At 38.9% G+C, this 14,448-nt stretch carries 10 protein-coding genes; 6 read left to right on the forward strand and 4 right to left on the reverse strand.

The features are described 5' to 3' along the window. Positions 1-203: 203 nt before the first annotated feature. Positions 204-1,409: a polysaccharide export protein gene (locus HWV00_RS06850; protein WP_211685365.1), complete on the reverse strand. Its 1,206-nt coding sequence runs from the start codon at positions 1,407-1,409 to the stop codon at positions 204-206. Positions 1,410-1,838: 429 nt separating this feature from the next. On the opposite strand from HWV00_RS06850, the gene HWV00_RS06855 reads away from it, so the two are divergent. The 4 genes from HWV00_RS06855 (at position 1,839) to HWV00_RS06870 (ending at position 5,401) form a co-directional block, all read left to right on the forward strand. Beyond that, positions 1,839-2,015 (forward strand): hypothetical protein, encoded by a 177-nt coding sequence (locus tag HWV00_RS06855; protein ID WP_211685366.1) that lies wholly within the window; start codon positions 1,839-1,841, stop codon positions 2,013-2,015. A gap of 1,335 nt (positions 2,016-3,350) precedes the next feature. Further along, positions 3,351-4,421, forward strand: a complete 1,071-nt coding sequence (wecA, locus tag HWV00_RS06860) for a UDP-N-acetylglucosamine--undecaprenyl-phosphate N-acetylglucosaminephosphotransferase (RefSeq protein ID WP_211685367.1) — start codon at positions 3,351-3,353, stop codon at positions 4,419-4,421. 16 nt (positions 4,422-4,437) lie between these two features. Continuing rightward, the gene (locus HWV00_RS06865; protein ID WP_255555022.1) at positions 4,438-4,521 is read left to right on the forward strand and encodes a DUF4250 domain-containing protein; all 84 of its coding nucleotides are present in this window, start codon (positions 4,438-4,440) and stop codon (positions 4,519-4,521) included. 103 nt (positions 4,522-4,624) lie between these two features. Beyond that, positions 4,625-5,401: a M48 family metallopeptidase gene (locus HWV00_RS06870; protein ID WP_211685368.1), complete on the forward strand. Its 777-nt coding sequence runs from the start codon at positions 4,625-4,627 to the stop codon at positions 5,399-5,401. A 144-nt stretch (positions 5,402-5,545) separates the two neighbouring features. Here HWV00_RS06870 and HWV00_RS06875 read toward each other — a convergent pair whose 3' ends face one another. The 3 genes from HWV00_RS06875 to HWV00_RS06885 form a co-directional block, all read right to left on the reverse strand. After that, entirely contained in the window at positions 5,546-6,871 is a 1,326-nt protein-coding gene (locus HWV00_RS06875) for a DUF1214 domain-containing protein (protein WP_255554945.1), read from the reverse strand. A 142-nt stretch (positions 6,872-7,013) separates the two neighbouring features. Beyond that, positions 7,014-8,411 carry a BamA/TamA family outer membrane protein gene (locus HWV00_RS06880; protein ID WP_211685370.1) on the reverse strand — a complete coding sequence of 466 codons (1,398 nt, stop codon included), beginning with the start codon at positions 8,409-8,411 and terminating at the stop codon, positions 7,014-7,016. A 114-nt stretch (positions 8,412-8,525) separates the two neighbouring features. Next, a complete protein-coding gene (locus HWV00_RS06885) occupies positions 8,526-9,284 on the reverse strand; it encodes an MBL fold metallo-hydrolase (protein WP_211686401.1) in 759 nt (252 codons plus the stop codon). A 198-nt stretch (positions 9,285-9,482) separates the two neighbouring features. On the opposite strand from HWV00_RS06885, the gene sbcD reads away from it, so the two are divergent. Together sbcD and HWV00_RS06895 are read left to right on the forward strand one after the other, a co-directional pair. Continuing rightward, positions 9,483-10,721, forward strand: coding sequence for an exonuclease subunit SbcD (sbcD, locus tag HWV00_RS06890; protein ID WP_211685371.1), 1,239 nt, complete (start codon positions 9,483-9,485; stop codon positions 10,719-10,721). After that, positions 10,721-14,392 (forward strand): AAA family ATPase, encoded by a 3,672-nt coding sequence (locus HWV00_RS06895; RefSeq protein WP_211685372.1) that lies wholly within the window; start codon positions 10,721-10,723, stop codon positions 14,390-14,392. The genes sbcD and HWV00_RS06895 overlap by 1 nt, the downstream gene beginning before the upstream one ends. The last annotated feature ends 56 nt before the right edge of the window (positions 14,393-14,448 follow it).

Genomic DNA, 14,448 nt, shown 5'->3' on the forward strand with positions numbered 1-14,448 from the left:
TTTCTTTTTCTATCGAATTAATTTTTGCAACATACAAGGACATGTTGATAAGTTGCATTTTTGTTATTTCAATAAAATATTTATAAGTGGGTTACTGACTAGGTGGGCTGTGCCCGCCAAGTTTATTTCTCGTGTGGATGAATTGTGCTGTACGAGCTTCTCGTCGTGGGGACGTAAATACTCGCCACGCATACTAAACTGGATTAGAATTTTTTCACGTCTAAAACGCCTCCTGTTAGCAGATTAAATGCGGAGATCGTTGGTAACAATTGATCCATGACTCTATTCCAACGTGAAATGGGAGCGGTAGTGACATACAGCACATCATAAGGCTCTAATTCAAATTTTGTTCCGGTCATTAATGCTGAAGCATCATGCAGATCTAATTGATATATATTTGCGAGAGTTTGATCTTGGGGCTGAAATTTTTCTTGTGCTTGTAATTTGTCTAAGAAAGTTTGGTTTTTAACATCTCTTGAAGTACTCCGAACAATAAATATTCCAGTTGCATTGGCTCTTAATTCATTAATACCACCGACCGCGCTTAGAGCTTCGGTTAGGGTCATTCCAGTTCGATCGATAGTGAGCATGCCTGCTTTAACGACCTCGCCCTGTACAAACACTTTCAGTGCATCATTTCTGGGTACATAAATAATATCTCCGCTACGCATTAAGCGATTTTCAGTCAGATCACCGAGTTGCATTAATTTATATAAAGAGATGATTTCAGTCTTACCATTACTGGTAATTGAAACATTACGCCAATCGGCATCTGCAGTTAAACCACCTCCTTGATTGATTGCATCAAGCAGAGTTAATGGCACATTTGTAATTGGTTGTTTCCCCGGGGTTTTTATTTCGCCAACAAGGTACGCTTTTTGGGAACGAAATGCAGCAAGATTAACATCCACTTGTGGAGTTTCAATAAACGTCGCTAATCGGGTTGAAATAAGTTTACGAATTTCAACAGCAGTCTTGCCTTCTACCTTAACAAAGCCGATATAAGGATAAAATATTGTTCCATCTGAATGAACCCAAGTCCCAGACTCTTGGGCACTACGAAATGAACCCGCTGGAATAGTTAATTCAGGGTGGTTCCAAATAGTGATCGTTAAAATATCGCTAGGACCAATAAGATATTCGTAATTTGCTAGTTGTTTATCCAATTTAGGATTGGTTTTTGTTTTGATTGCGCCAGCATAATTGAAAGTATTATATCTTGCGACAAAAGACGGAGACAGCGGGTATATAGTTACTTGCTCACTTGATAATCCACCTGATTGAGATTGATCTGCATTTATTTCAACAACATGTTTATTACCGATAGGTAAATCTGAACCGGGTACGGTACAAGCTGTCAAAATAAGAAATGATACTATCATCAATAAATGTTTATAGATTTGTTTCATTTTTTGTTCTTTTCAATGAGGAACATAAAACAATTATAGGCATAAAATGAAATGTGCAAATTTAAATTAATTTATTCGTTATTTTTGTGATATGTATTATTAGCATGACTTTCTTGTTTTTGCTTGAGTTATATAATATCTAGCTGATTATTATCACTAAAATTTAAACAATAGATCAAATATAGATATTCACGTAAAAACTTTATTAAGAAAGCTATTAATTTTTATAAAATATAACCGATTTAAATAGGTGCGGAAAGATAGATGTAGTATACTTTTAGAAAATTACAATTAGATTGTAATTTTTAATCATAAAAATATAGGATGATTGTAATAGTAAGATATTCTATATTTTACTTGAACTTACATATTACCATATGTTTTATGTTTCTTGAAATAATTATAAAATTGGTTAAAGGGAAGTGACTTATGAATGTTTTTAAAAAATTATGGGTGTTGATTGAAGATTTAGAAAAATTTAATATCGAGAAAAAAAAGATGAGGAGAGAAGATCGTTTAGGGGAGGTTGACTATGAAACTTTGAATCGACAAGATATAGAACAACGGAAACTCGAAATTTCAGATGTCACTTGTAAAATAAAGTAATAATTTTTATCATTAATAATAGTTATATAAAATGACAGTTAAAGTAGTAGTTTGAACTAGCCTAACACCCTCTAAATTTCTCTGATCCATCAGCGTATTGGCAGGCTCATGCCATTTCAGAATTAAAAGTTAAAAGCCTACTAAAGCTTAACTTGCTAACATAAAGGTTACATTTATATATATATAGGGTAACACATTTACCAGTATTTCAATCACAGAACCGTGTGCCAGTTATAATTGGCTCGACAAGTGGAAACGTCTATTCTGTTTACGCGTTTTCTCTATAGTAGATACCAGTAAGAAGTAGAATGATAGGTATTGAGTGTGATCTTAGGCATTATTGATACTGTTGTTTACCTTTTGATAACTTAATTGCAAAGCTGTGCGTTCATTGGTTTAACTTTTCTAATTTGAAATTGAAATACAAATTATACTTACATTTAACATTTTCTTAGTGAATCATTACATATAACTTATCGAAAAATTAAGTAACTTTTCATAACCCGTGGCAAATGTAAAAATGTGCTCTATTCTAAGTTGGATTCTAGGTAAATATTAGTGACTGCGTATAGGTAGCAACAATATTATGGAACTGAGCCTAACATTTAGTGTTCAGAACAGTATCATAAAGCGTCTTAATATTAGTTATTAAAAAGGCTTCAGCGGTCCCATGGTCGAGACCGAATTAACATAAGGATTTTATATTGTAATATTATGATTTCAAGGTGTAAAGATGAGATATTTACAGGTAATACTTTGTAAAATGGAACTGATGATGAATACGTTTTCATTTAATTATTATGTTTTAGTTCCGCTTGGTATATTTTTGCGAAGCTACATGTTTTTATATGATTTACGATACAAATTATTCGCATCTCGAATATCAGAAATAGATTTTAACCAAATACCCATATTTTTCCCGCGCAAAAAACTTTCCTATCACTGTAACTAACTATTTAAATATTTACTAATGGTAAATGGCATGAATAATAAACTGTCATTTATTTTACTGAATATTTTGATGGTAACCTATTCTATCAAAGCTATTGGAAAATAAATGTAATTATTAATGTAGACGTTATTCTTCCCTAAGGATTGTTATGGGGCCCTTTATTAATATACAGGGGGGGGGCAAGGTTTTACAATTATTAACAACCCGAGTGGTACCGTTTTGTATGTATTCACTGTCGTGGTTGGGAATGTGAGATAATAGCATATTTAATTGTGAGTTAGGCGGATTAATAAAATAGATGTATTTATTTAAAATGATCAGAATACGCTATTAAATTAATAGTATAGGTATCTTTGATTAGTATAATTTGAGGGGTTTATCAGATGAATCTTTATCTTTACCTTGTTGTAATCGCATTTTTTGTATCATTTCCTACAATTGAGGTATTAAACAGAGTAGCTGTAAAAATAGGTTTAACTGATAAGCCAACTACACGTAAAAATCATCAGGGCGAAATTCCATTAATTGGTGGGATTGCTGTTTATTTATCTCTATTTATAACAGGAATTTTGATTCTTATTTTTTATCCGCTTGAAACAAATAAATTTGTTATCTATTTAATGACATCATTAATAATGGTTATTACTGGCGCACTAGATGATCGTTATGATTTAAGTGTAAAAGTTAGAGTTTCCATTGAAATCGCAGTAGCGTCAATTATGATATTCTATGCTGGTGATGCAATTTTTAGTTTGGGTGATCTTTTCTCTTTCGGAGAAATACATCTTGGTTATTTTAGTTACCCTTTTACTATTTTCGCAGTTCTAGCTTCCATCAATGCTTACAATATGGTTGATGGAATTGATGGGTTAATTGGTGGAATTAGTGCCGCAACATTCTTCACTTTAACAGTATTGTTTTTTATGTCTGGAAATATCGAAGCAGCGTGTTTCTGTATTCTTTGGCTTGTTGTTCTCATCCCATATTTATTTTACAATTTACAATTAACAACTTTCAGTAGTAAAAAAATATTCATGGGGGATGCGGGTAGTATGTTTATCGGGTTTACTATTGTTTGGTTACTTGCTATCGGTACACAAAGTAATTCATTAAATGATGGTGTAATTTCATTTTCTCCTGTTGTAGCATTATGGATCATTGCGTTGCCATTAATGGATATGGTCGGGGTTATGGTTCGACGAATTAAAAAGGGACATTCACCTTTTCAGCCAGACAGAGACCATTTACACCATATCTGCTTGAGAGCTGGTTTTAGCTCTACAGAGACACTAATTATCATTACATTTTTAGCTCTTATGTTTAATATTATCGCTATTATAACAACAGCGTACGCTATACCCGATTGGATCCAATTAATATCATTTTTGATATTATTTTCTCTGTATACACGATCTCTTTCACATGTCTGGAAGCTAGTCAAAATTTTTCGCTGAGATAGGTAAATACAACATGCCCAGCGAAGCCCTCGCAAATAAACTAGACACACTTGGTTATCATTACGACACAAAAACTAATCAGTTTAAAAGTTTTTAGTCTCGATACGATTGTTAGGTTTTACTATTCCTAACACCCTCCTTATACTGGTTTCATGCTAGTTAATACATTATCAAATAGCAGAAGCCAATATGGAGGGCGCATGTTAAAAACAATCTTACCTTTAGCTGTATTATCAACCTTAGTGGTTGGATGCACCGCATCGCCAACAGGGCGTAATCAAGTACTATTGTACTCGACTGGTGATATGTCACAGCTTGGCGCACAATCATTTGATCAAATCAAACAACAAGAAAAAATTAATACCGATCCTAAGCTGAACAATTACGTGCAATGTATTGCGGATACTTTGACGCATTATGTCGATCAACCTACAAGTTGGGATGTGGTTATTTTTGACAGTCCGCAAGTGAATGCCTTTGCATTACCGGGTGGTCATATTGGTGTTTATACCGGTTTGCTAAAAGTGGCGAAAACACCCTCGCAATTAGCGGCGGTAATGGGGCATGAAATCGTCCATGTAACAGCGAACCACAGTAATGAGCGTCTATCGCAATCAAAAATTACTAACTTAGGTTTGCAGGTAACCGATTACGCATTACAAAATCAAGAATATAAAGATACCGCAATGCAAGCACTTGGCTTAGGGTTGCAATATGGTGTGGTACTGCCTTATGGACGCACTCAAGAATCAGAAGCCGATATTGTAGGTTTAGAATTGATGGCGAAAGCGGGATTTGATCCAGAAGAAAGTGTGGCATTGTGGAAAAATATGGCTGCAGCATCAGACGGAAAGCAACCACCTGAATTATTGTCAACACATCCATCACACGATACCCGTATCAAAGATTTACGTAAAGCAATCGCAAAACTACCTGCTGAATACCGCCAACCTAAAGAACTGAGTTGCGCCTATTAAGTGGTTATTAATAAAAGCGAGAAGATAAAGCGAAAAGGTAAAAGATAGAAATAGAAAAGGGCGATGAATACTTTTTATTGAAGTAATCATCGCCCTTTCTGTATGTGTATTAAAGTTATTGCTATGTGTTAATACAGTTTGTTATTACCACGTTTGATAACGTTTCGCCGCATGTTGCTGACGCTGCATTATTTGCTGTTTACGTTGCTCAGCAGTAAACATTGGGATATCAGCGGGTAGGTGCTGGCGTAACTCACTGAGTTTTACTAATGTTGTTTCTGGTGTGGTCGAGGTAATGAATTCCTCATCAACACCACTTTGAATACGTAACATCAATACACCCGTTGGTGTGCTGCTCGTATCAATCCAGTCTTGGATACCCGGATCTTGTGGTGATGCTACTATATAGTAGTAACCATCTTCACTCTTGTATGCTTGTGCTTTACCGTTTAAACCCCATGATACGCTGGTTTGTTTATTTACCCAATCAGGTGATGCTGCCCAATAATTCATCGTGTGCAGACCATTATAGTCTGACTCAATTTCAGGTAACTTAACAATCAGTGCTTCATCTTCTTTCAGATCATAATGACCGACACTGTTATATTGACCTAGAATACCGATCTCACCCGTTGGACGGAATGAAATTAGCGTATTATCTGATAACCATGAGATTTTATCCGCAAAGTCGGGCCAGAATGTACCTTGTCGTTTAGCCATTGAAGTTGCGTTTTTAATGCGTTCGGTTAACCCTGCGGCACTATAAGGTTTACTCGCCACACCCTCACTACCCACTCGTTTGATGGTTATGTTACCGGCAGATTCAGTGTTCCAGTTTGCATGGGTATAACGGGCAATCACAATGAGATCTTGCTGTTGCTGTGGTAGTTCCATCCAGTTACCTGGTACTTGGTTCTTGCTGAGTGTCACGGTGAAGTTACCGTCTGCATCAAATGTCATATTGTTGTCATCGAGTACAGAAACGGCACCTTGTGGATTTGCCGCTTCAAATAACTCTAATAAGAAATCAGCTGTTGTGCCACGATTACCTGTCACGATATATACATTTTCACCGTCTTTATTACTGACATTTGCAGCGCGGTAATAAGTATCTGGATTATCAATACCAACACGTTTACCCGGATCAAGTAAGTTACGGAAATGCGGATAACTGCCGTCACCACCTGCGATAGCACCGCTCATCGCTGCATTGGTGATTGCAGCCAATAATTCATACGCTTCAATGCGATGCTGTGGATCACGTTGATAAATACTACTGTCACGGAATTGCTGTTCGACATCCCGAAGTGTGCTATAAAATTCAGTCCACGCTTGTTCTAATTCTTGTTGGGCAATGACTTCGTCTTGTGATGGCGTATCTGCTGTGTTTGCACATGCAGTGAGCAGTCCTGCAAGTAATAAGCTGCTTAGCGCCTTAGTTTTTCGACGGTTTATTAAGTTAAATAACATTGTTTTGAGTAACCTTGCTTTAAATAACATTGGTTAAATTGATCCTATTCGTTCAATTTAACCAATGTAAATATGATTAACTACAGCTCTGTGTCCTTACAGTGTGATCTATAGCTGCCTTTATAAGGAATTATAAATAGTATTAAAAAGCTTCTGTGAAATTAAAGTAAAAGCCGTTGCCAAATTCACTCATGCCTAAATCTAAACGGATATTCATTTTAGGTTGGATCTGATAGCGATAACCCACACCGTAACTTAAGAATAGATCCTCAGAGAGTTTATCGACACTTTCACCGACACTACCAATGCCAGACCACAATGTCATGCCGTGATTAGACGGTAATCCATTTGAGCGACTGAATGTATGACGCCATTCAACCGTTGTTTCAAAGGCACTCTTATCAATAAATTGACCTTTAAAAATACCACGCATCGAATTTGCACCACCGACTGTTGCTAAATCATAAAAAGGAACATCGCCTTTCGTTGATTGGAACTGGGTAAAGCTTGCTATCGTGTTGGTTGGATTGAAGCTATAGTACGAACGGAACTCGAAATTAGCTTTAAAATAATCACTGTCAGAACCGATTTTTTCGTTAAAGTTCAAATAATTTGCTTTGAAGTAAATGCCTTCTTTTGCATTGACTGCAAAATCACGAGAGTCATATTCCAATACTAAACCTAGGCCCAGCGTAAATGGTTTATCAGCATAAGCTTGAAAATCATCATCCGCTAAAATGTAGTCTGACTGTTCAGTCACGTCGACATAATTCATTTCAGCGTTCGCACCAAAGTACCAATCACCTAAAAATCGATATGCAAGACTACCTATGTATTCTCCGCGGTTTGAATTATAGGTTGTGTCGTCACCTAGCTCGACTGTTGAGCCTTTATCATAACCAACACCAAAATATTGTGATGATTGTTGACCGAAATTAACGACACCTTCGTATTTAAATTTATTCTCGTTAAAGAAGATGTTTTGTTTTGATTGAAAACCATAACCCATGTTGCCGTTGTTCGGGAAGTTCATCATCAAAAAGCCTGTGATGCTCGAACGTTGTAAGTCGGGGTCTGTACGGTCTGTAGAAAAAGAATATAAACCACCACCGGCAAGTAAAGCACCTTGCTCTGGGGTATAAGCTGGACCACCCAATAGGCTAAACATGCTATCGCCATTCTTTTCACGTAACGGCTTGATTGCGTAATCGAGATCGTCAGCGTATTGCGTTAATACTGCCTTATCTTCAGGTTCTTCAGCGTGATCGGCTAAATTGCTAACATACGTTTGAGCATCGTTATAGTTAGCGATGATCTGTTGTACATCATCTTCAGATTGATAACGTGGTAATTCTGCATACAAAGTGGGTAATTGTGTACGCTTTGCGGCAAGGAGGGTATCTGGCGATTGAGTTGTTAATCGCGTTTTAATTTCACTTGCTGCTTGGTTTATCTCTTCACTTGAAGGGATCGGACTAGTCGCACAACCTACAACGGAAGTGATAGAAAGTAATAATATCGTTGGATTATGCAATTTCATAATAACACCACTAAGAATTTTAGAGTGGCGATAATAGTGCTTAGATATGCTTCAACATATGTTGTTTATGAAAAAAAATCTGAAGATGAAATATTTTTATGTTTTATTATGGTTTTAGTGACTTTTTTTATTTTTTATTAGACCTTTTAATTTATGCTTAACTACTTTTCCAACAGTTAGTGGTCGAACGGTACTCTTAACGATGAGGCGCTGGATGTCATCAGGACTAATCTCTGAGAAACCATCATGCGCCATTAATATCTTGTTGATATTGAGTTCGAGCAGTTTGTTGAGAGATTGCTTATATGTCTCGGGCTGATAGATAGGAAAGGGGGAAGTAAACTTGTTTTTCAATTTTAAGATGAGATCACCCACATACATCTGTTGAGTTGGCTGATGTAAAAATGATAGATCACGATCTGTGTGTCCTGGGGTAAAGTGAACTATCCAATCATCAAACTCAGGCACGCAAGTTTGGTCTTGTAAGATAATATCGGGTTTCAGATCGGGATGATAATAGATGTTCTTAAACTTCTTACCTTTACGACTGGCCACGTATAAGGACAACATGAGGTCAATCGTATGTGCAACACGGCCATTAAACCCTTGGTACCACTGTCGGTCGAAACTAACGGAAGCAATCTTACAGCCAATATTTTTACGTAATAAATGTGCACCGCCTGCGTGATCAGGGTGCATATGTGATACCAATACCAACTTTAAGTCGCTGACATTACGTTGTAGCGTGTCGGTAATGAAAGCTTCTATGACAGGTACATCACAGCGACAGCCGCCATCAAGCAATAATAGCTTGTCTGGATATTCGACTAACAAAATTGTTTGAATATAACCTTCGATGTGGTGTATTTGCATCACGTGACCAAACCTTAGAAAATGCTTATTTAAAGTACTTAATTATTCGACCATTCTCGCACAGTTTTGTACTGATAAAACACAGTGATGTTAATTTTTTGTAACTTAACTGAATAAGGTCAAAACAACTGGAAGTAAAACCAGTATTTATCTACACTAGCGATAGCTTACCTTCTACCGCTAGGAAACCGACGTTTCATGAAAATACTGCACACCTCCGATTGGCACCTTGGCCAGCATTTCATCACTAAAAGTCGCGCTAATGAACACAGTTGCTTCATGGCTTGGTTACTCGAACAAATAGAAGTACACCAAGTGGATGCGGTGATTGTCGCGGGTGATATTTTTGATACAGGTACTCCACCAAGCTATGCGCGTGAGCTTTATAATAGTTTTGTTGTTGCGATGAGCAAAGTGCAGTGTCAGTTAATTATTCTAGCAGGTAATCATGACTCAGTGGCAACACTCAATGAATCAAAGCAATTATTGTCACAACTCAATACCCAAGTAATCTCTAGCGTATCGCCTGATTTAAACCAGCAAGTATTGGCATTACAAAATCGCCAAGGTGAATTAGGGGCATTATTGTGCGCTGTACCGTTTGTACGTCCTCGTGACGTGATGCAAAGTGAAGCGTGGCAATCAGGTAGCGAAAAGCAGCAGCGCTTAGGTCTGGCTATTACCGAACATTATGCGAACTTATATCAATTGGCAGAGCAAAAGCGTGAAGAACAGGGGTCTGCGGTACCTATTATCGCGACGGGTCATTTAACTGCGGTTGGCGTATCGGTAACTGAATCGGTACGTGATATTTACATCGGTACGCTTGAAGCATTTTCGGCGAATCAATTTCCTGCCGCTGATTACATTGCCCTTGGCCATATACACCGTGCGCAGAAAGTCGCTAAATCAGAACACATTCGTTACAGCGGTTCGCCAATCCCATTAAGTTTTGACGAAGTTAAACAGTCTAAAAGCGTGAACTTAGTGAGTTTTACTGACGGTAAACTAGATACGGTGACGGAATTAACTATTCCACAGTTTCAACCGATGCAGGTTATTAAAGGAAACCTTGAAAGTATCGAAGCGCAATTAGCCGATTTCAAAACGCATACAGATCCATTACCCGTGTGGCTAAGTATTGAAGTGCAGGAGCAAGATTACCTGACCGACCTACAAACGCGCATTGAAGCCATGACAACCGACTTACCTGTCGAAGTATTACAAGTTCGCCGCGCACGTAAAGACAGAGAGCAACATTTACATACTCAAGTAAAAGAAACCTTATCAGAATTGTCGGTAAACGATGTTTTTCAGCGTTGCTTAGAGGGGGTCGAGTTTAGTACTGATGCAGAAATTGCGCGTAAATCACGTATTGAATTAGCCTTTAAACAGATTGTAGAGCAAGTAGAGCATGCGACACAGGAGGACAAATAATGAAGATCAAACGTCTTTCCTTTAAAAATATTAACTCGTTAAAAGGCGAGTGGCAGCTTAACTTCGATCAAGAACCGTTTTTAAGTAATGGTTTGTTTGCTATCACTGGGCCAACGGGGGCGGGTAAAACCACGATTTTAGATGCGATCTGTTTGGCTTTGTATCATGAGACACCACGCCTCGCGATATCTAAATCTCAAAATGAAATTATGACGCGCAATACGGCTGAGTGTGCCGCAGAAGTTGAATTTGAAGTGCAGGGTAAAGGTTACCGTGCTAGCTGGAGTCAACGCCGTGCTAAAAACAGTGCGCAGGGTAACTTACAAGAAATGAAAGTTGAACTGGCGGAAGTTGTCTCGGGTGACATTCTCGCTAGCCAAGTTAAATTGAAAAAGCAGATGGTAGCGGAGATCACGGGATTAGATTTTTCTCGTTTTCGTAAATCAATGCTGTTATCGCAAGGTGAGTTTGCCGCGTTTTTGAATGCACCTGCTAATGATCGTGCGGAACTATTAGAAGAATTAACCGGTACTGAAATTTACGGGCAGATCTCGCAAGCGGTATTTGAAAGCCACAACCTTGCTAAAGCGGAATTAGATAAATTACGTGCGAAAGCGGATGGGGTTAACTTACTCAGTGATGAGCAGCGTACTGAGATCGTCAGTGAGCAAACGACAGTAGAAAGCTTAGTGACTGACTTTACTCAGCAGCAAACTAGTTTACAGCAACAAAAACAGTGGCGAGAACAGCTTGAAAAAGCACAAGTCAGTGTCAGCGATGCACAAACTAGTTTAGCGAATGCAAAGCAAGATACAGCAGCCCAACAACCAGCGTTAGAGCGACTAGAAAAGGCGGAACCAGCAGAAGCGTTGCGTTTACCTTTTACGCATTTAACGCAGGCAAATACCAAGCGAGTGGAGCTAGAACAAAAGCAACACGTATTACAGGCGTCAGTGGCTTCTGCGCAAACAGCGGTCGCGGATAACCAATTGAAACTGCAGTCTAGCCAAGCACAACTCGATGCCAGTAAACAGCAAAGCCAAGTACAGGAGACATTAATCAATGAACAGATCATGCCATTGGATAATGAATGTGCGCAGCTAAGCAAAGATCAGCTGCAATTGAAGTCGCAACAGCAACAACAAAATATTGAACTGCAAACTACCCAGCAGAACCTAGCTGGATTAATGCAAACGGCAGAAGCAGCCAAAACGACGATGAACGCGTGCCAAGCGTATCAACAGCAACATGCACAAGATGCGCAGTTAAGTATTCGATTACCATTATGGCAAAGCCAGATACAGCAATGTAATCAACAGCAAACGAATGTATCGACGCTGCAGCAGCAAGTGATTGCTAATCAGCAGTCATTACAGCAAAACCTAACAGCGCAGCAACAGTTAACGCGTAACGTGACGGCCAATACTGAACGTGAACAGTCAGTGAAAGACGCGGTTAATCAGGCGCAGCAACAAGTATCCGAGTTACTAGCGGGTGACGACTTAGCAGAGCTTGAACAGGCCTTTAGTCAGCAATCTCGTTTACAAGGTATTGTTGAACAACTACCAAGTTTACAACAGCGTTACTTAACTGAGTCGCAAGAGTTTGAGGCCAATCAAGGCCATATGGCTGCATTAACACAGCAACTTGCTGGTATTAATGTTGAGATAACAGCCAAACGTGATCTATTTAAAACCAAAAAGAATGAGTTAAATGATGTTCAGCGTTTACTAGAACAAGAACAGAAGATTGCTAGCCTAGAACAATTACGTAGTCAGTTAGAACCGGGGCAAGCGTGTCAATTATGTGGTTCGACAGCGCATCCACTAATAGAAGAATACCAACATATTGCCGACTCACTAACTGTGCAGCGTAAAGCACAATTAGAGCTGGATCTAAAACAAATTGAAATCGATGGTGGAGATCTTAAAAACAGCTTGGTAGAAGCAAATACCAAGCTTGATAACTTTAATTGCCGTAATGCGACACTACAGCCACAGTTAACGTCTTTAATAGCGCAATGGCAGGATTATGCTCAACAACTGAATGCCAACCTTATGATCGCGGATAGCGCCAATACTCAGGCATTTATCCAGCAGCAAGGCCAGCAATTAACGCAGTTGTCACAACGTATTCAAGCGTTGAAAACAGCGAACATGGAATTACAACGTGCGCAACAGGCATTGACTGAATTTGATAAGAGCAGTGCACAGTTGCAACATCAAATTGAATTGGTAAATCGTGATGTCAAATCAGCACAAGACGCTGAGCTGAAACTAACACAAGAAGCGCAGCAACAAACGTTAGTATTAACCGAATTACGACAGGTATTAGCTAATAGCGTGGCCGAGTTAGGCCTTACATTACCAGAATGGACGCAGTTTGATAACTGGTTAGAACAATGTCAGCAAGCCCTACAAACATGGGAACAACAAGCACAGTTATTACAGTCAGCGAATGAGCAATATGTCGCGGCTGAAAGTCAGTTAATGCCATTACGTGAACAGTTGACGAAACTAGAGTCAGCACTAGCACTGACCCTAGAGTCCTTATCTAATTTGTCTGATGACCTTATTGCGAAACAGCAGCTGCGTCAGCAGTTATTTGGGCTGTGTAGCGTGGCAGATGCACGACAAACTATGCAGCAACAATTAACGACAGCGGAACAAGCACACCAAGCCTGTTTAATGCAAAGTAATACATTATCGAATCAACTGCATACACAGCAAGGTGAGTTAACGACATTAGAACAAAGTTTGACGCAGCAACAGCAAGAATCTAATGACTGTTTAGTGACTTGGGAGAAAGCGTTAGCGACGAGTCCGTTTGTAACTGAAGCTGAGTTTAATCAGGCGTTATTACCTGCAGATGAAAAGCAACGTTTATTGGCGATAAAATCACAATTGACAGCTAATTTCACTCGTTGTCAGGCGCTGCTTGAACAAGCCAATGAACGTTTACTAACACTGGAGCAGACACCATTAACTGAATTGGATATTGCCGCTCTGGTTACTCAGTTAGATGAGGCATCAGCACAGTTAAACCAAGGGTTACAGCGCCAAGGTGAGTTAAAACAACGCCTTGCTGATGATGCCGCACGTAGTACAGATTTAGCTGATTTTTATCAGCAGATTAAAGCGTGTGAAGCGGACTATGATGATAAGGCATATCTACAAAGTTTGATTGGTTCGAAAGACGGTAGCAAGTTCCGCCGCTTTGCGCAGGGGCTCACATTAGATCATCTTGTTACCTTAGCTAACCAACAATTAGACCGTTTACACAGCCGTTACCAATTACAACGTAAACTCGCTTCTGGCAGTGAAGCGCTGGCTTTACAGGTGGTTGATACGTGGTTAGCGGATGCGGTACGTGATACTAAAACACTATCGGGTGGTGAAAGCTTCTTAGTCAGTTTAGCGCTGGCATTAGGCTTATCAGACTTGGTTAGCCACAAGACCAGCATTGATTCGCTATTCCTTGATGAAGGCTTCGGTACGCTCGATGCTGAGACGTTGGATATTGCTTTGGATGCGTTGGATAACTTAAATGCATCAGGCAAGATGATTGGCGTAATCAGCCATGTAGAAGCATTGAAAGAACGTATTCCAGTACAAGTTAAAGTGAACAAAGGGAGTGGTTTAGGGCTAAGTTCGTTTGAAGTGGTGAGTTAGTTTAGCTAGTTTAGTTGTTTTAGTTGGCGGTGATATGAATGGCGATAGATTTGGTC

The sequence above is a fragment of the Moritella sp. 24 genome, assembly GCF_018219155.1.
Taxonomy (GTDB): domain Bacteria; phylum Pseudomonadota; class Gammaproteobacteria; order Enterobacterales; family Moritellaceae; genus Moritella.